The 18,791-nt window shown below is 59.3% G+C and carries 19 protein-coding genes; 6 read left to right on the forward strand and 13 right to left on the reverse strand.

All coding sequences use genetic code 11. The features are described 5' to 3' along the window. Positions 1-51: 51 nt before the first annotated feature. Positions 52-624, reverse strand: a complete 573-nt coding sequence (locus tag OQ460_RS23890; RefSeq protein ID WP_410019733.1) for a mechanosensitive ion channel domain-containing protein — start codon at positions 622-624, stop codon at positions 52-54. Next, entirely contained in the window at positions 624-2,534 is a 1,911-nt protein-coding gene (locus OQ460_RS23895) for an ATP-binding cassette domain-containing protein (protein ID WP_410019734.1), read from the reverse strand. Before OQ460_RS23895 ends, OQ460_RS23890 begins: the two co-directional genes overlap by 1 nt. Positions 2,535-2,584: 50 nt before the next feature. On the opposite strand from OQ460_RS23895, the gene OQ460_RS23900 reads away from it, so the two are divergent. After that, complete coding sequence (locus OQ460_RS23900) at positions 2,585-3,049, forward strand: TIGR02444 family protein (RefSeq protein ID WP_410019735.1); 465 nt, start codon at positions 2,585-2,587, stop codon at positions 3,047-3,049. Here OQ460_RS23900 and OQ460_RS23905 read toward each other — a convergent pair. Next, complete coding sequence (locus OQ460_RS23905; protein WP_410019736.1) at positions 3,046-4,191, reverse strand: AlgP family protein; 1,146 nt, start codon at positions 4,189-4,191, stop codon at positions 3,046-3,048. The two genes, OQ460_RS23900 and OQ460_RS23905, sit on opposite strands and share 4 nt — an antisense overlap. 192 nt (positions 4,192-4,383) lie before the next feature. On the opposite strand from OQ460_RS23905, the gene OQ460_RS23910 reads away from it, so the two are divergent. Then, positions 4,384-5,049, forward strand: coding sequence for an FKBP-type peptidyl-prolyl cis-trans isomerase (locus OQ460_RS23910; protein ID WP_410019737.1), 666 nt, complete (start codon positions 4,384-4,386; stop codon positions 5,047-5,049). 52 nt (positions 5,050-5,101) lie between these two features. Here the strand turns inward: OQ460_RS23910 and rsd are convergent, their stop codons facing one another. From rsd to OQ460_RS23945, 7 genes are all read right to left on the reverse strand, one after another. Then, complete coding sequence (gene rsd / locus OQ460_RS23915) at positions 5,102-5,560, reverse strand: sigma D regulator (RefSeq protein WP_410019738.1); 459 nt, start codon at positions 5,558-5,560, stop codon at positions 5,102-5,104. Positions 5,561-5,764: 204 nt separating this feature from the next. Next, a complete protein-coding gene (locus tag OQ460_RS23920; protein ID WP_410019739.1) occupies positions 5,765-6,286 on the reverse strand; it encodes a disulfide bond formation protein B in 522 nt (173 codons plus the stop codon). A 236-nt stretch (positions 6,287-6,522) separates the two neighbouring features. Then, entirely contained in the window at positions 6,523-7,764 is a 1,242-nt protein-coding gene (locus OQ460_RS23925) for a heme biosynthesis protein HemY (RefSeq protein ID WP_410019740.1), read from the reverse strand. A gap of 5 nt (positions 7,765-7,769) precedes the next feature. Further along, positions 7,770-8,882 (reverse strand): uroporphyrinogen-III C-methyltransferase, encoded by a 1,113-nt coding sequence (locus OQ460_RS23930; RefSeq protein WP_410019741.1) that lies wholly within the window; start codon positions 8,880-8,882, stop codon positions 7,770-7,772. Positions 8,883-8,901: 19 nt separating this feature from the next. Next, positions 8,902-9,669, reverse strand: coding sequence for a uroporphyrinogen-III synthase (locus tag OQ460_RS23935; RefSeq protein ID WP_410019742.1), 768 nt, complete (start codon positions 9,667-9,669; stop codon positions 8,902-8,904). Further along, a complete protein-coding gene (gene hemC / locus OQ460_RS23940) occupies positions 9,666-10,607 on the reverse strand; it encodes a hydroxymethylbilane synthase (protein WP_410019743.1) in 942 nt (313 codons plus the stop codon). Before hemC ends, OQ460_RS23935 begins: the two co-directional genes overlap by 4 nt. A gap of 138 nt (positions 10,608-10,745) precedes the next feature. Further along, on the reverse strand, positions 10,746-11,492 hold the full coding sequence (locus tag OQ460_RS23945; RefSeq protein WP_410019744.1) for a LytR/AlgR family response regulator transcription factor: 747 nt from the start codon (positions 11,490-11,492) through the stop codon (positions 10,746-10,748). Between the two features lie 548 nt (positions 11,493-12,040). Here OQ460_RS23945 and argH point away from each other — a divergent pair. After that, positions 12,041-13,435 carry an argininosuccinate lyase gene (gene argH / locus OQ460_RS23950; protein WP_410019745.1) on the forward strand — a complete coding sequence of 465 codons (1,395 nt, stop codon included), beginning with the start codon at positions 12,041-12,043 and terminating at the stop codon, positions 13,433-13,435. A 61-nt stretch (positions 13,436-13,496) separates the two neighbouring features. On the opposite strand, the gene OQ460_RS23955 is transcribed toward argH, so the two are convergent. Next, entirely contained in the window at positions 13,497-14,156 is a 660-nt protein-coding gene (locus OQ460_RS23955) for a glutathione S-transferase family protein (RefSeq protein ID WP_410019746.1), read from the reverse strand. A 125-nt stretch (positions 14,157-14,281) separates the two neighbouring features. On the opposite strand from OQ460_RS23955, the gene OQ460_RS23960 reads away from it, so the two are divergent. From OQ460_RS23960 to OQ460_RS23970, 3 genes are all read left to right on the forward strand, one after another. Then, on the forward strand, positions 14,282-14,566 hold the full coding sequence (locus tag OQ460_RS23960; RefSeq protein WP_410019747.1) for a hypothetical protein: 285 nt from the start codon (positions 14,282-14,284) through the stop codon (positions 14,564-14,566). A gap of 194 nt (positions 14,567-14,760) precedes the next feature. Further along, positions 14,761-15,015, forward strand: a complete 255-nt coding sequence (locus tag OQ460_RS23965; protein ID WP_410019748.1) for a TIGR02647 family protein — start codon at positions 14,761-14,763, stop codon at positions 15,013-15,015. A 167-nt stretch (positions 15,016-15,182) separates the two neighbouring features. Then, positions 15,183-18,023, forward strand: coding sequence for a class I adenylate cyclase (locus OQ460_RS23970; protein ID WP_410019749.1), 2,841 nt, complete (start codon positions 15,183-15,185; stop codon positions 18,021-18,023). Here OQ460_RS23970 and rnk read toward each other — a convergent pair. Continuing rightward, positions 18,020-18,430 (reverse strand): nucleoside diphosphate kinase regulator, encoded by a 411-nt coding sequence (gene rnk, locus OQ460_RS23975; protein WP_410019750.1) that lies wholly within the window; start codon positions 18,428-18,430, stop codon positions 18,020-18,022. The two genes, OQ460_RS23970 and rnk, sit on opposite strands and share 4 nt — an antisense overlap. A 142-nt stretch (positions 18,431-18,572) precedes the next feature. Next, positions 18,573-18,791 carry a DUF1289 domain-containing protein gene (locus tag OQ460_RS23980; protein WP_410019751.1) on the reverse strand — a complete coding sequence of 73 codons (219 nt, stop codon included), beginning with the start codon at positions 18,789-18,791 and terminating at the stop codon, positions 18,573-18,575.

The following is an 18,791-nucleotide window of genomic DNA, read 5'->3' on the forward strand; positions in this document are numbered from 1 at the left end:
GCTAACTCTGCCGACAGAAGGCTGGCTATATTTTTTTACAAGATGTGAATATCAACGGTCACCCGGAAATACATGGGTGCCTGGCCAGCGCCGGACCGAGCGCTGGAAAAACATGCTATTAGGCACTTGCACCATGGCGCTGTCGGTACCCGCTTCTTCCACTTCGATCAGCGTGGTGTAGAGCAAGTTGATCGCAACCACACGACCTTTGACGCCGGGTTTGTCGACAGTGTCCACCAACTCGACCAGATCCCCCAGGCGAAACGGCCCTACGGTAAAGATCAGAATCGCGCAAAGCAGGTTGGACAGCACCGACCACATGGCAAAGAACGCCACGGCCGCCACGGCGACAAAGCCCGATAACGCGGTCCATAACACCGTGGCCGAAACGCCCAGGCGTCCGAGCACAAAAATCAGTGCACTGCCCATGATCAGCCAGCGCAAGCCACCGCGCAGCGGCATCAGCAGTTGCGGCGGGAACGGGTAGCGCTCGCCCAGGCGAGTCAGGCCTTTGGCGACGAAGCGCTGGGTCAGGTAACCGGCCAGCAGGATCAGCAGGATTTGCACGCCGATCCACACTGGCTCGACCCAGTGTGCCGGCAAGGGCAATTGCAGGGAATCCATCAGGACAGCGCCTCCAACTCCGCTTGCAGGCTTTCCAGCAGCTCGAGGGCTTCCATCCAGCTCTCCTCCAGTTGCGCTTCGCGAACCTTGAGCTTGGCCTGCTCGGCCAGCAAGTCGCGCAGCTCATCTTTGCGCGCCGCTTCGTACACGGCACTGTCGCCCAGGCTGGCTTCAATTTTGACCAACCGCTCATGGACCTTGCCCAGCTCGGCTTCCAGCTTGTCGGCTTCGCGCTTGTGCGGCGCCAGTTGCTGACGCAAGGCGGCTGCGGCCTGGCGCTGGGCTTTCTTGTCAGTCTTGTCCGGGTTGACCGGCGTGTTGCTGGCCGGCGCGTTACGCAGACGATAGTCCGTCAGCCACCGGGCATAGTCGTCCAGGTCACCGTCGAACTCTTCGACTTTGCCATCGGCCACCAGCAGGAAATTATCGGTGGTGCTCTTGAGCAAGTGCCGGTCGTGAGACACCACCAGCACTGCCCCGCTGAACTCCTGCAGGGCCATGGTCAGCGCCAGGCGCATCTCCAGGTCCAGGTGGTTGGTGGGTTCGTCGAGAAGCAACAGGTTGGGCCGCTCCCAGGCAATCAGCGCCAGGGCCAGGCGGGCTTTCTCGCCGCCGGAGAAGTTCAGCACCGGCTCATCAATGCGCGCGCCACGGAAGTCGAACCCACCGAGAAAATCGCGCAGGGTCTGTTCGCGCTCGGTCGGCGCCAGACGTTGCAAATGCAGGAGTGGGCTGGCCTTGGAATCGAGAGAATCCAACTGATGCTGGGCGAAATAGCCCACCACCAGGTTCTCGCCACGGGTCAGGCGCCCGGCCAGGGGTTGCAGTTCGCCGGACAGGTTTTTGATCAAGGTCGACTTGCCCGCACCATTGGGGCCGAGCAAACCGATCCGCGCGCCTGGCGTGAGCTGCAGCTTGACCTTTTCCAGGACGGTCTTGTCGCCGTAACCCAGGCGCGCATCAGAGAGGTCGAGCAACGGACTGGAGATTTTCACCGACTCACGGAACACAAAATCGAACGGCGAATCGACATGGGCAGCCGACAGCTCTTCCATGCGTTCCAGGGCCTTGATACGGCTTTGGGCCTGGCGGGCCTTGGTGGCCTGGGCCTTGAATCGGGCGATGTAGCTTTCCATGTGCGCACGTTGCGCCTGCTGCTTCTCGAACGCTTGCTGTTGCTGGGCCAAGCGCTCTGCACGGGCACGCTCAAACGCGGTGTAGCCACCGCGATAGAGGGTGATCTTCTTTTGTTCGACGTGGGCGATGTTATCGACCACCGCGTCGAGGAAGTCCCGGTCGTGGGAAATCAGCAACAGGGTGCCAGGGTAACTTTTCAGGAAGTCTTCCAGCCACAGGATCGCATCAAGGTCCAAGTGGTTGGTCGGTTCATCGAGCAACAATAGATCCGAGGGGCACATCAGCGCCTGGGCCAGGTTCAGGCGCATGCGCCAGCCACCCGAAAAATCGGCGACCGGGCGATCCATCTGCTCGTTGGTGAACCCGAGACCGGCCAGCATTTTTCGGGCCCGGGCATCAGCCGTGTAACCGTCGGCGCTGTCCAGCTCCGAATGCAGGCGCGCCTGGGCGGCGCCGTCCTGGGCTTTCTCGGCCTCGGCCAGGTCGTGTTGCACCTGGCGCAGGCGCAGGTCGCCATCGAGCACGTAGTCGATCGCGATGCGGTCCAGGGTGTCGATCTCCTGGCGCATATGGGCAATGCGCCAGTCGGCGGGCAGCAAGCAATCCCCCGAGTCCGGGGTCAGCTCACCCAGCAACAGGGCGAACAGCGTGGATTTGCCGGCGCCGTTGGCACCGATCAGGCCGGCTTTGTGACCGGCGTGCAGGGTCAGCTCGGCGTCTTCAAGAAGACGTTGCGGGCCACGCTGTAATGTTAGGCTTTGAAGTCGGATCATAATGGCGGCGGAGTCTACCAGCTTCGTTGGCCTCTGGCTTGGGTAGGAATATGTGCGCTGACCTGTGGAGCTTTGCCCTCTCGACTTACGCCCGTCCGGGTGTAGAAGACACATGCCTGCGCCTGCAGACGCAAGGGGCCGATGTATGTCTGTTGCTCTGTGGCTTGTGGCTGGAACAACGTGGCATCGCTGCTGATGCAATGCGCTTGCAGGCGCTCAAGCAGATTGCGCAGCCCTGGCAGGCAGACGTGATCGACCCCTTGCGCCAGCTACGTAGACAATGGCGCGCCACGGCGCAGCACGATACCGAGCTGGGGGCATTGCGTGAACGGGTCAAGTCTCTGGAGCTAGAGGCCGAACGGCAGTTGCTGTATCGCTTGCAAGCACAAGCGCTGGCATGGCCGAAAGAGCAAGTGGCCAGGCATGGACTCTGGCTTGAAGAACTGGCGGCAGAAGCCGCCAACCTCGACCGCGACACGCTGCATCAACTGCGCGTCGCGGCCATCAGCACTTAGGAAGCGCTGGTTGGGACCGTGCTTGGTGCCGCAGCACTGGTAGCCGGTGCGGTTGGAGCGGTGGATGCTGCCGGGGTAGCGGCAGGTGCTGGCGTGGTAGCCGGCTTGGCAGGTGCCGGCTTTGCGGCAGGTTTGGCAGCGGCTGGCTTGGCTACTGGCTTTGCAGCAGCAGGTTTTACCGCTGGCTTGGCCGCAGGTTTTGCAGCAGCAGTTTTAGCCGCTGGCTTGGCCGCAGGCTTTGCACCAGCAGGTTTTACCGCTGGCTTGGCCGCAGGTTTTGCAGCAGCAGTTTTAGCCGCTGGCTTGGCCGCAGGTTTTGCAGCAGCAGTTTTAGCCGCTGGCTTGGTTGCAGGTTTTGCAACAGCAGTTTTAGCCGCTGGCTTGGCTGCAGGTTTTGCAGCAGCAGTTCTAGCTGCAGGCTTGGCCGCAGGTTTTGCAGCAGCAGTTTTAGCCGCTGGCTTGGCTGCAGGTTTTGCAGCAGCAGTTCTAGCTGCAGGCTTGGCCGCAGGTTTCGCGGCAGCAGCTTTAGCCGCTGGCTTGGCTGCAGGTTTCGCAGCAGCAGTTCTAGCTGCAGGCTTGGCCGCAGGTTTCGCAGCAGCAGTTTTAGCCGCTGGCTTGGCCGCAGTTTTTGCAGCAGCAGTTCTAGCTGCAGGCTTGGCCGCAGGTTTCGCAGCAGCAGTTTTAGCCGCTGGCTTGGCTGCAGGTTTCGCGGCAGCTTTTACTGGAACGGCTTTAGCCGGAGTACGAGTGCTCAGCGCCTTAGCCACCGCTTCTTTCACACGACCAACGCCCTGAGCCAGTTTCAGGCTCTCTTGAGCATCGCGCTTGAGCTGCAGAATATAAGTGCGGGTTTCGGACTGACGATCCTTGAGGGCGTCGAGCAATTCCTCAAGTTCTTTCACTGCACCTTTGGCTTTGGCTTGTGCCTTGGATTTACCGGCGCTCGCTGCGTCTTGCAGTTTAGTACGCGATTTATGCAGTTTTTCTTGAGCCTTGCCGCGTTGCTTTTCCAGCTTGGCGAGCAACTTCTCTGCATCAGCCAGGGCTTGGGAGCAAGCGCTTTCCAAATGTTCGAGCAGGCTGCCCGAGAGTTGTTGGAGCAAGTGCAATGGGGTATTTACAGGCTTCTGTTTGGCCGACATGGTTTACCTCCTGGCTGACGTGGGTGCGGCTCATACTAGCCCTCTGCTCTTACCGCCGCTAGGGCATGTTGACAGTATCGAATGCGTTGCGTTGCACAGCACAAAAATTCTTAGCGATATAACAAACGAGCGCTTCGGTTTTTGCTCATTCACACTGGCATAATCCACCGCACTTTCGGCTGGAGAATACCCATGTCGCGCTACCTTTTTTTCATCCTGATTCTGTCCCTTCCAGCGGCTGACGCGAGCGAACAATCTCCATCCAAGAACAGCCATGACCTGGCCTACAGCTTGGGTGCCAGTCTCGGCGAGCGCTTGCGTATGGAAGTTCCAGACCTACAGATCCAAGCTTTGCTCGAGGGCCTCAAACAAGCCTACCAAGGCAAGCCGCTAATCCTGGATGACGCGCGCATCGAGCAAATCCTCGCTCAGCATGAAGCCTTGGCCACCACAGGCGCACAGATGCCAGAGAGCGAAAAAGCCCTCGCTGCCGAGCAGCAGTTTTTGTCCGCAGAAAAAAATCGGATTGGCGTACGCGAATTAACCGACGGCATCTTGCTGACCGCGCTTGCGCCAGGCTGCGGAAAAAAATCCCAAGCCAACGATCAGGTTCGCGTGAAGTATGTAGGGCGATTGCCCGATGGGACGATTTTCGACCAGAGCACTCAACCGCAATGGTTTCGCCTGGACAGTGTGATCAGCGGCTGGCGGAGCGCGCTGCAACAGATGCCGGTGGGCGCAAAATGGCGCCTGGTGATTCCATCGGCACAAGCCTATGGCGCGGACGGGGCCGGCGAACTGATTGCACCTTATACGCCCCTGGTATTCGAGATCGAGTTGCTCGATGCTCGCCCCTGACCCAACGAAAAACGGCGCGCACTGCGCACCGTTTGTATCTCGCCATTGAGGATCAAGCCTGGGTTGCAGACTCTGCCTTGTGGGCGTTGTGCAATACCTCGATCAGGCAGTCTTCCAACTCGAACCGCTCGTGGAGCAGCGCGCCCAATTCCTTGAACTTTTCTGCGACACAGTTTCCGGCATCACACAGGTCAGTGAACGCCAGCAGCTTTTCGGTGATGACATCGATACGCGGATAGAGGGTTTCAGCCAAGTCCAGACCACGTTGATCGTCAAAGGCTTCCGCCTCCTTGGTCAGTTGCTCGTAGACGCCGAAATGACCGGCAGACACGTAGTCCACCAACACTTCGCAGAATTCTTGCAGCGGCTTGCGATTCTCAGCCAATGCCTCGGGCTTGGCGCCGAGTGCATCAAAGGCCCGAACCAGTTCGTGACGTGCCTTCAACCAGCTGTCGATCAGCTTGTGCACCCCACCCCAGCGTTCCTGAGCATTCTGACAACTTTCCAGCATGATGATCTTCCCTTATGGGCGGTGCCGTTGTTTGCCCGCGCAACGCTTCGAGGATAAAAGCGGCACCGGACAAAGCCGCAGCGAACAAACTGTTTCAATAACGTGTGCGGGCCAGATTATGCCCGCATGACTATGGCTTCAAGGTACGCAGGACAGAAAGTTCATACAAGTGTTTAATCCCATCCTACGGCCCAGCACACCCAATCAGTGCCTCGCCAATCGAAAGCCCTGACCAAACCACAACCGTGAGAACTGTGTTGCCCCTAACATCAGCATCGCCATGAAGAACAGCAGACTCCATTCAGGAATGCTCAAATCGAACAGGGTCCAATTGATTTCCGCGCAGTCGACGGTGCCCTTGAAGGCCAGTTGCAACGCTTGCCACGGCGACAGATGTTCGATCATGTATTGCAGGCTGGGCCAGCAGTTGGGCAACTGCTCGGGCGGGATGTTTTGCAACAAGACCTGACGCACCGCAGTGGCGGCCCCCAGCAGCGCACATCCCATGCTCGCCGACCAATACAGATAGACGCCCGAGCGCTTGGGACCGTGAATGGTCGCCACCAGATTGATCAACGTAAAGGCAGCCAACAAACTGCGCTGAATCAGGCAAAGGAAGCAAGGACGCAGAAGCGCCCCGTATTCCAGGTAAAAAGACGCGCTCAGTGTCAGCGCACCGGCCATAAATGCCAGGAAGAACAAGGAGCGTGAGGGAACCAAAGACATTGTTTATCCGCAACGCAAGAGATAGGTAGTTACGGTAGAGGAAAGGCCTTACCCCTTTCAATACGCGGTGGAGCAGACAATTCCGCGAGAACGTAGGGATATCCCGTCAGCGGCAAGGTAACTTCATCCAGTGCGATGTAAGACTCTACCTTGCCCCCCTTAAATCCTGCGCAGATGACGGTTTTAAAGGGCTGGCTGTCAGAGACTTCCGAGCCGGCCCCACAATACCTCCTACTTCAAACCTGGGCTGGCACCGGCAGCGATGAAGCCAATAGACGGCTGTCCAACAGGCCAAGGCCTTCCTGGAACAGCTGATTGCTGCGCCCGGTATCACCTAACTGTGCAAGCAGCCGTGCGAGCTCGGCACAGGCCTCAGGGTTACGCTGCACTTGCAGGCTACTTTCGAGATAGTCTCGCGCCTTGCCCCATAAACTGTTTTGCAGGCAAAGCCGACCTAACGTCAGCAACAAGCTTGCATCGCCCGGATGATCCTTGAGCCAACCTTCGGCAAACTTCAACTGCCGCACCGGATCACTGCCGCGCAGTAACCCATAAAGCCTGATCAAGTGACTGTCATACCCGCGCTTAATGGCGCCGCGCAACGCTTCTTCAGCCTGGGCCTCGGCACCCAGTTGACGCAGCTGTTCAGCGTAAGCCAACACCAGTTGCGGCTCTTGGCGCTGGGCAGAAGTCAATTGCTGCCAGGCCCGCTCCAGGGATTGCAGGCCTGCCTCGCCCTGCTCCTCACGTTGGGCCGCCAGGGTAAGGTTCTCGCCCCAGGCCCGGCGCTCCAGGTCCGCCAGCTCTGAAGGCGGCAACACTTTATCCTTGCGCAACTCCGGCAACAATCGAATCACCGACGACCAGTCACCACGCTGCTGGTGTAACCGCTGCAACTGGCGCAGCACCTGGACATTGTGCGGGTGGCGCTCATGCATGGCGTTGAGGGTGATCAGGGCCGCCTCAGTGTCTCCACGATCCACCTGCAATTGCGCATGACTCAACGCCACAGCTAGCTCGGCCTGGGGCTGACGCTCCAGAGCACGCTCCAGCAAACTGTCCGACTCTTCGTAGCGACCCAGCTCATTGGCCGCCCGCGCCGCGCCTAAGTAGTACAGCAATGGCTGGCGCTCGGCTTCTGCGGCACGGTGTAAATGACGCTCGGCACTGGCCCAGCGTCCTTCCGCGAGGTCCATCTGCCCTTGTTCGATCGCCACCTGAACCCGGCGGCTGCGATTGCGTCGCGACCAGGGATTAACTACTCCACCGGAGGTCGTCACCAGGCTCAGCAGCACTCGAAGCAGGTAGATCGCCAGGCCCACGACGAACAATGCCACCAGCGTCGACCATAGCCCGGACTCGTAATGCAGCACATGGGGATAGGTAATCAGCACATAGCCCGTGTGCTTCGAAATGCCCACAGCCAGTGCCAGAGCGATCGCAATCGCCAGCACCAGGACCACATAGAAACGCTTCATCGACTTTACTCCTCGGTCGCCGGCTTGCCAGCCGAAGCCTTGGCTTCATCGGCAGACAAATGGCGACGTTCAAGGTAGGCCTGCACCGCAGACAGGCTCGCCGCCAGATCCGGCGTGACCACGGAGACCGCCTTGGGCTCAAGCTCGGCGAGACGCGCCAGCATCGCCTGGCTTTGCGGGTTGTCCTGATTGAAACTGTCTTGCAGGACGCTACGGGCTTCGCTCAAGGAGCGGGTATACACCGCCGCCTCACCATTGAGTGCGGCCCATTGCGCCTGTTCCAGCGCCAGGCTCAGGGACAGGCGCACCTGGTTCAAGCCTTGGCCGGCAAGCAATGGACGGATATTGTCATCAGGATTGAAGTCAATACGGAAGTATCGGGAAATCTGCTCCCACCATTGGCTCCAGCGACTGTCAGTGTCGGTACTCGGACGACCCTGCGGGGCTTCCTGAAGCTGATACTGCGGAGAAACAGCCGCCAGCTGCACCACTTGGTCACGTAGCGCAGCCAACTGCAGGAACAGTCCCGTACGATCTGGCTGCTCGATACTGCGCAACGCCGCAAGACTCTTGGCCAACTGCTCACGGGCCGCGTACGAGCCAGGGTCGCTCTGCTCGCGAAGGATTTCATCCGCGCCCTGGACCAGCGCCTGCGCGCTGTTGATATCTTGCAACGCCGATAAACGCAGGCTGGCCAGGCGCAGCAGGTGCTCGGCCTCAGCCAGGCGCCAGTCCTTGCGGCTGGCGCCCAGGACGGTTTCCAGGCGCTGGTTCAGGCGCTGCTGATCACCCTGTAGCTGCGCAACCAGCCGGCGGCGCTCTTCCAGCTCATCCGCGCCAGGCAGCTGGGCCAGCCGCGCAGCCAACTGCTGCTGAGCCTGCTTGAGGCCCTGGGTTTGCTCATCCAGGGTTTGCACCTGCCCCAACTGCTGCTGGCTAGTCGATTGCAGGGCGCGGACCTGCCAGATCCCCCAACCGCCCGCTGCTAAGCCTGCGGCACCGAGCAACAAGGCAAAAGCTGCCAAACCGTTGCCACGGCGAGGCGCAGTTACCGGGGTCTCAACAGGCGCATCGAGCGCGGGTTGAGCTTCATCTTTAGGCAAGGCTGTTTCGCTCACGTTTCCATCCTTTGCGTTATTAGAGAGTGGGAACGGGCTGGCTCCGTAACGCCACTAGCAAAGCCGCGGCACTGGCGCCACGACAATCCACAACTTTTACTGCACCCGCAGCGCGTGCCATTTCGGCAACTCGCGGGCTGGGCACGAACAGCGGCAACTGTGCTACCCGTGGCCAATTGGCACCTGCCAGGGCCTGCAGATGTAAAAAACCCTGCCCACTGCTGACCACCAGGCCGTTCAAGCGTTCCACATCAATACGCTGTGTGAGCATGCCTGCGTCGTAGGCCGGAAGAAAACGGCGATACAACTCCAGATAATCGACACTAGCACCTTGATCACGTAAACGCTCAGCCAGCAGCTCTCGCCCGCCCTCGCCGCGCAGGATCAGCACGCGCGGCGACGCTGCAACCATAGCCTCGCGCAGCCGGGGTGAATCAAGCAAGGCTTCACTGTCATCACCGTGCTCGGGATAACTGACGTCCAGACCGTGACCCTCCAATACCCGAGCCGTCGCAGCCCCCACACTGAACCAGGGCACGGCCGGCGGTTGCGTCCAGAATTGATCCAGCAGCTGCAAGGCCAGGCGTGCAGCCGGCTTGCTCACGACGATCACCGCACAATAGCAATCCAGGCGACGAAAAACCGCCTCATGGTTGGCGCCAACGGGCAAGGGGTCGGTTTGCAGCAAAGGCAAGCTGCTGCTGAAGATATCATTCTCGGACAACGTCGCCGCCAGGGCCGCCGACTCTTCGGCAGGCCGCGTCAGCAGCAAACGCCAACCGGTCACTGCGGGCCGGCCTCACCGTAGACTTTATCCAGGATGGCACCGGCGCCCTTTTTCAGCAGCTTTTCGGCGACCTGGATTCCCAGGCGTGAGGCTTCGCTCTGCGGACCACGAATGTCCGCAGCCAGCAACAGGCCGCCATCAGGATCACCCACCAGGCCGCGCAGCCAAAGGTTTTCACCTTCGAGCACGGCGTAACAAGCGATCGGCACCTGGCAACCACCGTTGAGGTGCTTGTTCAGCGCACGCTCGGCAGTGACCCGTACTTTGGTGTCGTGGTGATCAAGGGGTTTGAGCAGTGCCTGGATTTCGCTGTCACCGGTGCGGCACTCAATGCCTACAGCGCCCTGACCGCCCGCTGGCAAGCTGTCCTCAACACTGATGGCCGAGGTAATACGGTCTTCGAAGCCCAGGCGGATCAGCCCGGCCGCTGCCAAGATAATCGCGTCATACTCGCCGGCATCCAGCTTGGCCAGACGCGTGTTGACGTTGCCTCGCAGAAAGCGGATCTGCAGGTCAGGACGACGAGTCAGCAACTGCGCCTGGCGACGCAGGCTCGAAGTGCCGACGATACTGCCCAGCGGCAATTCAGCAAGGGAGGCATAGGTATTGGATACAAAGGCATCGCGTGGATCTTCACGCTCGCAGATGCAGAACAGGCCCAGGCCTTCAGGGAAGTCCATCGGCACGTCTTTCATCGAGTGCACGGCGATATCGGCTTCATTCTCCAACAGCGCGGTTTCCAGCTCCTTGACGAACAACCCCTTGCCGCCGATTTTCGACAGCGGTGAGTCAAGCAGCTTGTCGCCGCGACTGACCATGGGCACCAGGGTCACTTCAAGGCCTGGATGGGCTTGTTCAAGACGGGCCTTGACGTATTCGGCCTGCCACAAGGCCAAGGCGCTTTTACGGGTGGCGATGCGGATTTCGCGAGAGGACATGGATCAATCCGTACTGAATAGATACGGCAGATAATAACAGCTCAGGAAGATTCGCCTTGATTTGAATCAGCAAGTGCGGGGCCTCCCTGGCCTCATCGCACCGCGACCCCGGAAATGTACGCTGCGCCAGCGCCCGATTTAAAGCTGCTGCATCATCTTGCGTACGCCGGCTACATGGCGCCGGCTGACAATCAGCGCATCGCCGTTCAACCCTTTGAGAAACAACTGAAAGTGCCCCAGTGGCGTGCGCTGCAGACGTTCGATACGCTCACGGGCGACCAGCGCATTGCGGTGGATACGCACGAAGCGCTCGCCAAACTCGTCTTCCAGAGCCTTGAGCGGTTCATCAAGCAATACTTCACCCGTCTCATGGCGCAAGGTCACGTACTTGTGATCGGCAATAAAGTAGATCACCTGGCCCACCGGGATCAGCTCGATGCCCTTGCGAGTCCGGGCACTGATATGACTGCGCGGGCCATTGCCACTTTGCGCCGCTGGTTGCGTCAGCGCTGCAAGCTGAACACGGTTGGGACGTTCGGCAGCTTTGAGGGCCTTGAGCAAGGCATCGGCGCTCACAGGCTTGAGCAGAAAGCTGACGCCACTGGCATCCAGAGCTTCCAAGGGAAATTCATCCTGCGTGGCACACAGCACCAACTCAGGCGCAGATTCACGCTCGCTCAAGCGGGCGGCCACTTGCAGGCCATCAAGGCCAGGCATGCGGATATCAAGCAACACCACATCCGGCTTCAGGCTGTCAATCAGGGCCAATGCTTCGTCGCCATTGGAGGCGCTCGGCTCAAGAACATTGTATCCCTCGAGTTCGCTGACCATACGGCTCAGTCGCTCGCGGGCTTGGGATTCGTCATCAACGATCAGGACATTCATATTGCGCTGGATTCCTGCGTGAGTCTCGCACAAGGATAGCGTAGACAGGTGCGGTGACTTCCGTCACGGCGATCCACGCTAAGACTAGCGTGAGCGGTAAAAAGTGCCCCGAGAGCGGCAGCAATATTTATCCGGACCTGTTCGATACCGCCCAAAATCCGATGCAGAGCAGCATCGTCGTAGGGTTTGCTGATACACAATACGAACACCCCCCTTCTAATGATTCGCCTGGAGTTCGACTTCATTGCCTGACATTGATGTCATTGAACCTTCTGTCAGTCCAACTGTAGACGCTCATGAAGACGATATTGCTCAATCGTAAAATATCGTTTCAATAAGTCCTCCTTGTTTACCTCATAAACCGGCCACGTTAAACCCATCACGCACTTGCCTCCAGTCTCGTCCTGGACGAGCTGGACGGCAAGGCACTTTGCCACTTCGCAACCAAATAAAAATGGCAATACGCCGTATCAACGCCTCCAGGGACAACCCTGTTATTATCGGCGGCACACTTTCATGTCCTCTTCCAGCAGATCACGAGCGAATCCATGAGCACCGACAAGACCAACCAGTCCTGGGGCGGCCGCTTCAGTGAACCCGTCGACGCCTTCGTCGCGCGCTTCACCGCCTCCGTCAACTTCGACCAGCGCCTCTATCGCCACGACATCATGGGCTCCATCGCCCACGCCACCATGCTGGCCAAGGTCGGCGTGCTGACCGACGCCGAGCGCGACAGCATCATTGACGGCCTGACCACCATCCGTGGCGAAATCGAAGCCGGCACCTTTGACTGGCGCGTTGATCTTGAAGACGTGCACATGAACATCGAGGCACGCCTGACTGATCGCATTGGCGTGACCGGCAAGAAGCTGCACACCGGTCGTAGCCGTAATGACCAGGTGGCCACCGATATCCGCCTGTGGTTGCGCGACGAAATCGACCTGATCCTGGCTGAGATCACCCGCCTGCAAAAAGGCCTTCTGGAGCAGGCCGAGCGCGAGTCGGACACCATCATGCCCGGCTTCACCCACTTGCAAACCGCGCAGCCCGTGACCTTCGGGCACCATATGCTGGCCTGGTTCGAAATGCTCAGTCGCGACTACGAGCGCCTGGTGGACTGCCGCAAGCGCGCCAACCGCATGCCACTTGGCAGCGCCGCGCTGGCCGGTACCACCTACCCGATCGATCGTGAATACACTGCGCAATTGCTGGGCTTCGATGCCGTGGGCGGTAACTCGCTGGATGGTGTTTCGGACCGTGACTTCGCCATCGAATTCTGCGCTGCCGCCAGCATTGCGATGATGCACCTGTCACGCTTCTCCGAAGAACTGGTGCTGTGGACCAGCGCGCAATTCCAGTTTATCGACCTGCCAGATCGCTTCTGCACCGGTAGCTCGATCATGCCGCAAAAGAAAAACCCTGACGTTCCCGAGCTGGTACGCGGCAAGAGCGGTCGCGTGTTTGGCGCGTTGATGGGCCTGCTGACTTTGATGAAAGGCCAACCCCTGGCCTACAACAAGGATAACCAGGAAGACAAGGAACCGCTGTTTGACGCCGCCGATACGCTACGCGACTCCCTGCGGGCCTTTGCCGACATGATTCCGGCGATCAAGCCCAAGCACGCGATCATGCGTGAGGCAGCCTTGCGCGGGTTTTCCACTGCCACTGACCTGGCAGACTACCTGGTACGCCGCGGCCTGCCGTTCCGCGATTGCCACGAAATCGTCGGCCATGCGGTGAAATACGGCGTGGACACCGGCAAGGACCTGGCAGAAATGAGCCTGGAAGAACTGCGTCAGTTCAGTGACCAGATCGAACAGGACGTGTTTGCGGTGCTGACCCTGGAAGGCTCGGTGAACGCCCGGAATCACATCGGCGGGACCGCACCGGCACAGGTCAAGACCGCTGTCGTTCGCGGCCAGGCGTTGCTCGCCAGCCGCTGACCACTCGCCAAAATGTGGGAGCAAGCCCGCTTCCACATTTTGTGATCTGAGGCGTTCGGGATTATTTCTTCGCCGCGATCATCGCCATGAAGGTTGGCATCGCCGCGTCTTTGTCCGCCGCCACTCGCTGAGCGCTGGGCATTTCCTGCAATGTTTTGAGCAGGGCCTTGGCCTTCGGCAATTCTGCCAGCAGATCCAGGCCAAACAGCTTCCCACCGACCGCGCACGCCAGGTCCACGCTGTACAGGAAGTACAAATCGGCAATTGTGAAGCTCTCCCCGGCCACATACGGCGCAAACTTGCCGTGCCGCCCCAACGAAGCAATCCCCAGCAACAACTCGGCCTTGGCCTTGTCCTTGATCGCCTCCGGGACCGACATGCCAAAGAACGCCTCGGCATAGCAGCTGCGGGCCGGCAGCTCGATGTACAACTCGATTTCCCTGCACAACGCCAACACTTGGGCACGCTGGAACGCATTATCTGGCATCAGCGCCGGGCGCGGTTGTGTCTGTTCGATGTACTCGAGAATCACGCTGGTTTCGTTGATAAAGCCTTGTTCGACCTTCAGCACCGGTACCTTGCCGCGCGGGCTCACCGCCAGGGCCTCGGCAGTTTGCCCGGCGTAAAACGGCACCTCTTCAAAAGGCACGCCTTTTTCCAGAAGCGCCAGCTTGACCATGTTGTAGTAGTTACTTACCGAGAATCCGTAGAGCTTAAGCATGACAAAGCCTCCAGGCCGTGCGGGGTTGGCTGGGGTTGTTTATAGAACGTGATGCATTGCTTGACCAGCAGCATCACATGGCTGAATGGCGGTAGACTGAAACACTTTCCTTGAGGAGCCTGCCCATGAGCGAGCCAACCGATATCGATAACGACGAAGAAGAGTTCGCCGAATCCACCCTGATCCAAGCCATCGAAAACCAGATCGAAAGCGACAACCCACCTGCCGCCAAGGCCATATTCAACAAGTTGACCCTGGTGGGCTATGAGCGCGAAGACATCCTCAATTTGATGGCCCATGTACTTGCCTTTGAAATCGATGCAATGCTGGACGAGGATCGAGCATTCGACACCCAGTGGTATGAAACCGCTCTGCGAGCGCTGCCCGAGTTGCCGCCAGAAAAGCAGTGACCTGTACCGGCAGGAACGCGCCAACGCCCGTTCTTGTCGCAAAAACCGGGGCACACAGCATTAATCAAACTGCTCCGCGTCAACGTTAATGCTCTTTGCAGGCAAGCTCGCCGTTACACACTGGACAGTTCGCTCAACTGCGTTCACCTTATGGCTGCAAGCGTCTAACAATTCCTAGAACGTCCGGAGTCCTTATGTCGTATACCCCCGAGTTGGTTGCCGAACTGGAAATCCTTGCACTTTTCAACCTGGGCAGTTCCCAGGAAGGCCTGAAAGTCCATCAGACCGCTGCTCCCACTGCCATTGCAGCCGCAAAGCGCCTGTTCGAGAAAAAACTGATCGACCAGCCAGATGGTGGCTACCTGACCAGCCTGGGTCGGGATGCGGCAGAACAAGCCCAAACATTACTGACGATCCTGACCACCGCCAACACCAAAGAAGCCGCCTGATACCCCATATCGCCCACGGGATCCTCTTTTACGGATTCCGCGGGCATACCTGCGCCTTCGATGAAATCCTGACGCCAAAAACAAAATCGACTTAAACCTCCTACGCTTCTGTCTGTAAACTCCTACACGGCCGCCCACGCCGGGCTTCGCGAGCCGCCGAGTTCGACATGACCAGCACCCACGAAATCCGCCCCGACCTGGACGAAGGCATTGACCGCAAGGTACTGGCCCAACTTCGCGCGCGCTTCCTGACGCTTAACGCAGGTCGCATGGCCCGGGCCGTTGAGGGCCTGACACCGCGCCAACAAAGCGTACTGACGCTGCTGCCGCTGTTTTTCCACGTAAATCACCCGATGTTGCCAGGCTATGTCTCGGGCAGTACGCCAGCAGGCCTGTCGAACTTTGATCCGGATGCCCAGGCGCTGGTCGAAGCTCAGCGCCTGGCTCGTTCATTTTCCTACAAGCCCCGTCACGGGAATTCGCCACGGCCCATCCACGGCCTGTTCCTGATGGGCAGCCTCGGTACGCTGGCCCAGGCCGATCAAAGTGATATGGACGTATGGGTGTGCCATGCCGGGGACCTGGGCGAGGGTGAACTGGCCGAACTGCGCAAGAAATGCCAGCTCCTGCAAGCCTGGGCGCTGACCATGGGCGCGGAAGTACATTTGTTCCTGATCGAACCGAACCGCTTTATCCTGGGTGATCGAGACACCCGGCTCAGCTCCGATGATTGCGGCACCACCCAGCATTACCTGTTGCTGGACGAGTTCTATCGCACCGCGATCTGGCTGGCAGGTCGCACACCTATCTGGTGGCTGGTGCCTGTCTACGAAGAAACCCGTTACACCGAATTTACCCACGCATTGATTTCCAAACGCTTCATTCGCGAGGACGAAACCCTCGACCTCGGGCACCTGGCCAGCATTCCACCCGGAGAGTTCATCGGCGCCGGCCTGTGGCAGTTGTTCAAGGGCATCGAGTCACCGTATAAATCCGTGCTCAAGCTTTTGCTGACTGAGGTCTACGCCAGCGAACATCCCAACGTGCAGTGCCTGAGCCTGCGCTTCAAGCGTGCGGTATTCGCCAATCGGGTGGACTTGGATGAGCTGGACCCGTACATCGTGGTCTATCGTCGCATCGAAGAGTATCTGCTGGGCCGCGACGAGCCGGAGCGCCTTGAACTGGTCCGGCGCAGCCTGTACCTGAAGGTCAATCGCAAACTCAGCGCCGGCCAGCGCACACCGGGCTGGCAACGCTCGTTGCTGGAACGACTGGCAACTGAGTGGGGCTGGGATCAACGGCAATTGGCACTACTCGATAGCCGCAGCCAGTGGAAAGTCCGTCAGGTCGCCTCTGAACGCCGGGCCCTGGTCAATGAACTCAATTACAGCTATCGCTTCCTGACCCAGTTCGCCCGCAATGAACAGACTGTCAGCCTGATCAATAAACGAGACCTCAACGTACTGGGTCGGCGTCTTTACGCAGCGTTCGAACGCAAGGCCGGCAAGGTCGAGTTCATCAACCCAGGGATTGCCCCGGACTTGGCCGAAGACACCCTCACGCTGGTCCACACACCCAACCGTAAGGAGCCTGGCCAGCATCACTGGGGTCTGTATAACGGCAGCCTGACCGCTCTGGAGTGGGAGCACTTCGCGCCGATCAAGCGCAGCCGTGACTTATTGGAGATGCTCACGTGGTGCCATCGCAATGGCGTCATCGACAGCAGCACCCGCCTGGCCTTGCACCCTGGTGCCAGTGACCTGACCGAATTCGAACTGTTTAACCTGCTGGGCAGCCTGCAACAGACCGTTGTCCTGCCCTTGACCAGTGTCGAGGAGGTTCGGCTGCTGCAAACGGCGATACCCGAAGAAGTGCTGTTGCTGGTCAACGTCGGGGTCGATCCACTCAAGCATCATCGCGACCTGAATATCCTGATGACCACCGAGCGCACCGACTCGCTGAGTTACGCCGGCGTCCGCGAAAACCTGGTCCTGACCCTGGATCAAGTCACCCTCAATAGCTGGAACGAGGTGATGGTCAGCCGCTACGACGGGCCTCACGCCTTGCTCGACTGCTTACGCGACTACCTCAATCAACTGCCGGGCGACCACCTGCCCCGGTTGCGCGTGCGCTGTTTCTGCCACAACCGTGCGCAATTCATTGCACAGCGGGTGGAAGAGATTTTCGACACCGCGCAAAACCTGCTGTCCAGCCGCCTCAACCATCGCTACCTGATTCAGGTGCAGCAGCATTATCACGTGATGGAGTTGTCGCCCGGCCAAGCCAACCATGTGCCATTGGCCAGCCAACAGGCGCTGGTCGATTACCTCAGTGAGGAGCTCGCCAGCTACAGCCCACTGTACTTGGACGCAATGGCGCTGGAAGACCACGACCTGGCGCTGTTGTTGCCCATGGGGCAGCCGGATTGTGTGCAGGTTTTCTATCGCATCAATGAAGGTTTTGCCCAGCTGTATGTGCTGGACGAATTCAATGCACTCTGGCAACAGCGCCAGCCGTTCCACGACGAGCAGAGTCTGCTGGCGCCCTTGCAGCGCTTCCTGCAAGCCGTCATCTATCGCCGTGAGGCATTTTCACCACTGGACCCGCAACAGCCGTTGGCTGGAGTGCAGATCATGTACTACCAGCTATTACCGTCAGGCAGTGGCCGCGCACGCCAGGTAGAACCGCGCCCTGCGCCGCAAACGCCGGCGAATGAACCCTTTTACGAGGTACAAGCGATTACCGGAAAAGGCGCACCGGGCCAGGTAGGCATTACCCTGTACTGCAACCAACGGGAGTTTTGCGAACTGGAGTTCGGTGATCAATTGTTTGCAGTGGTGGCCCGGGACATCGTCGGGCAGCGCCGGGAAACCGAGCGCTACCGTTGCTACATCACCGACCTGGACCTGTCCGGCCTGCTTGGCGATGTTCAGAGCCCCAGCAATCTGTACCTGCGCTACAAGGCAGACCTGGAGCAGGCGCTAAATGCTGCGCTGGAGCAGCTTTAGAGCGGGAATGCGCCGCCGTCTGTGGGCTGCCCTTCAACGCTGAGCAGCTCAAGCTTGAGGGTCTTGCCGCCTGGAGCCGGCCAATCGATATGTTGGCCGACTTGCAGGCCCAGCAAGGCGCTGCCTACCGGCGCCAGGATCGAGATTTTTCCTTCATCGGCGTTGGCGTGCTTGGGGTAGACCAGGGTCAGGTGATAGTCCTTGCCGCTGCCTTGCTCACGGCAATGCACGCTGGAGTTCATGGTCACGACACTCGTCGGGACTTCATCGTGGCCAACCACGTCTTCGGCGCGATCGAGTTCGGCTTGCAACGCTTCGACACCAGGAAACTCGTCGCCCAAGCGGTCGATCAGTTGCTCCAGACGCTGTACGTCAAGGCGGGTGAGGATGATGGAAGGTGCGGTCATGATTCAGGCAGACTCCTTTTTTCTGCACAAAAAAGCAAAACCCCGCCAGGAAACGGCGGGGTTCTCACGGACCTCGATGAGTTGAGGTGTACCCGGACACTACCACAGCACAATAAATAAACAAGATGGGCTGACCTGAAGGTCAGGCGCCAGCCTTGCGCTGTTCGGCCCGGGCAACGATCACTCGGCGCCGCTGGTCATCAGCAGATCGCCATTCCCGGATGTCTTCCACATGGCGGAAACAGCCGAGGCAGACTTTTTGCTCATCCAGCCGACACAAACTGATACAAGGTGACGGCACCGCCGGGCTGACATTACTGAACAGCGGCTTGGGCGGGCGGGGGGAAACGGGTTGGGTCAC

It is taken from the genome of Pseudomonas imrae (assembly GCF_046352735.2).
Lineage (GTDB): Bacteria > Pseudomonadota > Gammaproteobacteria > Pseudomonadales > Pseudomonadaceae > Aquipseudomonas > Aquipseudomonas imrae.

Excerpts from the sequence above, each read along its gene's own strand:
- OQ460_RS23890 (WP_410019733.1), bottom strand. The coding sequence starts at position 624 with ATGGATTCCCTGCAATTGCCCTTGCCGGCACACTGGGTCGAGCCAGTG.
- OQ460_RS23895 (WP_410019734.1), bottom strand. The coding sequence starts at position 2,534 with ATGATCCGACTTCAAAGCCTAACATTACAGCGTGGCCCGCAACGTCTT.
- OQ460_RS23900 (WP_410019735.1), top strand. The coding sequence starts at position 2,585 with ATGTGCGCTGACCTGTGGAGCTTTGCCCTCTCGACTTACGCCCGTCCG.
- OQ460_RS23905 (WP_410019736.1), bottom strand. The coding sequence starts at position 4,191 with ATGTCGGCCAAACAGAAGCCTGTAAATACCCCATTGCACTTGCTCCAA.
- OQ460_RS23910 (WP_410019737.1), top strand. The coding sequence starts at position 4,384 with ATGTCGCGCTACCTTTTTTTCATCCTGATTCTGTCCCTTCCAGCGGCT.
- rsd (WP_410019738.1), bottom strand. The coding sequence starts at position 5,560 with ATGCTGGAAAGTTGTCAGAATGCTCAGGAACGCTGGGGTGGGGTGCAC.
- OQ460_RS23920 (WP_410019739.1), bottom strand. The coding sequence starts at position 6,286 with ATGTCTTTGGTTCCCTCACGCTCCTTGTTCTTCCTGGCATTTATGGCC.
- OQ460_RS23925 (WP_410019740.1), bottom strand. The coding sequence starts at position 7,764 with ATGAAGCGTTTCTATGTGGTCCTGGTGCTGGCGATTGCGATCGCTCTG.
- hemC (WP_410019743.1), bottom strand. The coding sequence starts at position 10,607 with ATGTCCTCTCGCGAAATCCGCATCGCCACCCGTAAAAGCGCCTTGGCC.
- OQ460_RS23945 (WP_410019744.1), bottom strand. The coding sequence starts at position 11,492 with ATGAATGTCCTGATCGTTGATGACGAATCCCAAGCCCGCGAGCGACTG.
- argH (WP_410019745.1), top strand. The coding sequence starts at position 12,041 with ATGAGCACCGACAAGACCAACCAGTCCTGGGGCGGCCGCTTCAGTGAA.
- OQ460_RS23955 (WP_410019746.1), bottom strand. The coding sequence starts at position 14,156 with ATGCTTAAGCTCTACGGATTCTCGGTAAGTAACTACTACAACATGGTC.
- OQ460_RS23960 (WP_410019747.1), top strand. The coding sequence starts at position 14,282 with ATGAGCGAGCCAACCGATATCGATAACGACGAAGAAGAGTTCGCCGAA.
- OQ460_RS23965 (WP_410019748.1), top strand. The coding sequence starts at position 14,761 with ATGTCGTATACCCCCGAGTTGGTTGCCGAACTGGAAATCCTTGCACTT.
- OQ460_RS23970 (WP_410019749.1), top strand. The coding sequence starts at position 15,183 with ATGACCAGCACCCACGAAATCCGCCCCGACCTGGACGAAGGCATTGAC.
- rnk (WP_410019750.1), bottom strand. The coding sequence starts at position 18,430 with ATGACCGCACCTTCCATCATCCTCACCCGCCTTGACGTACAGCGTCTG.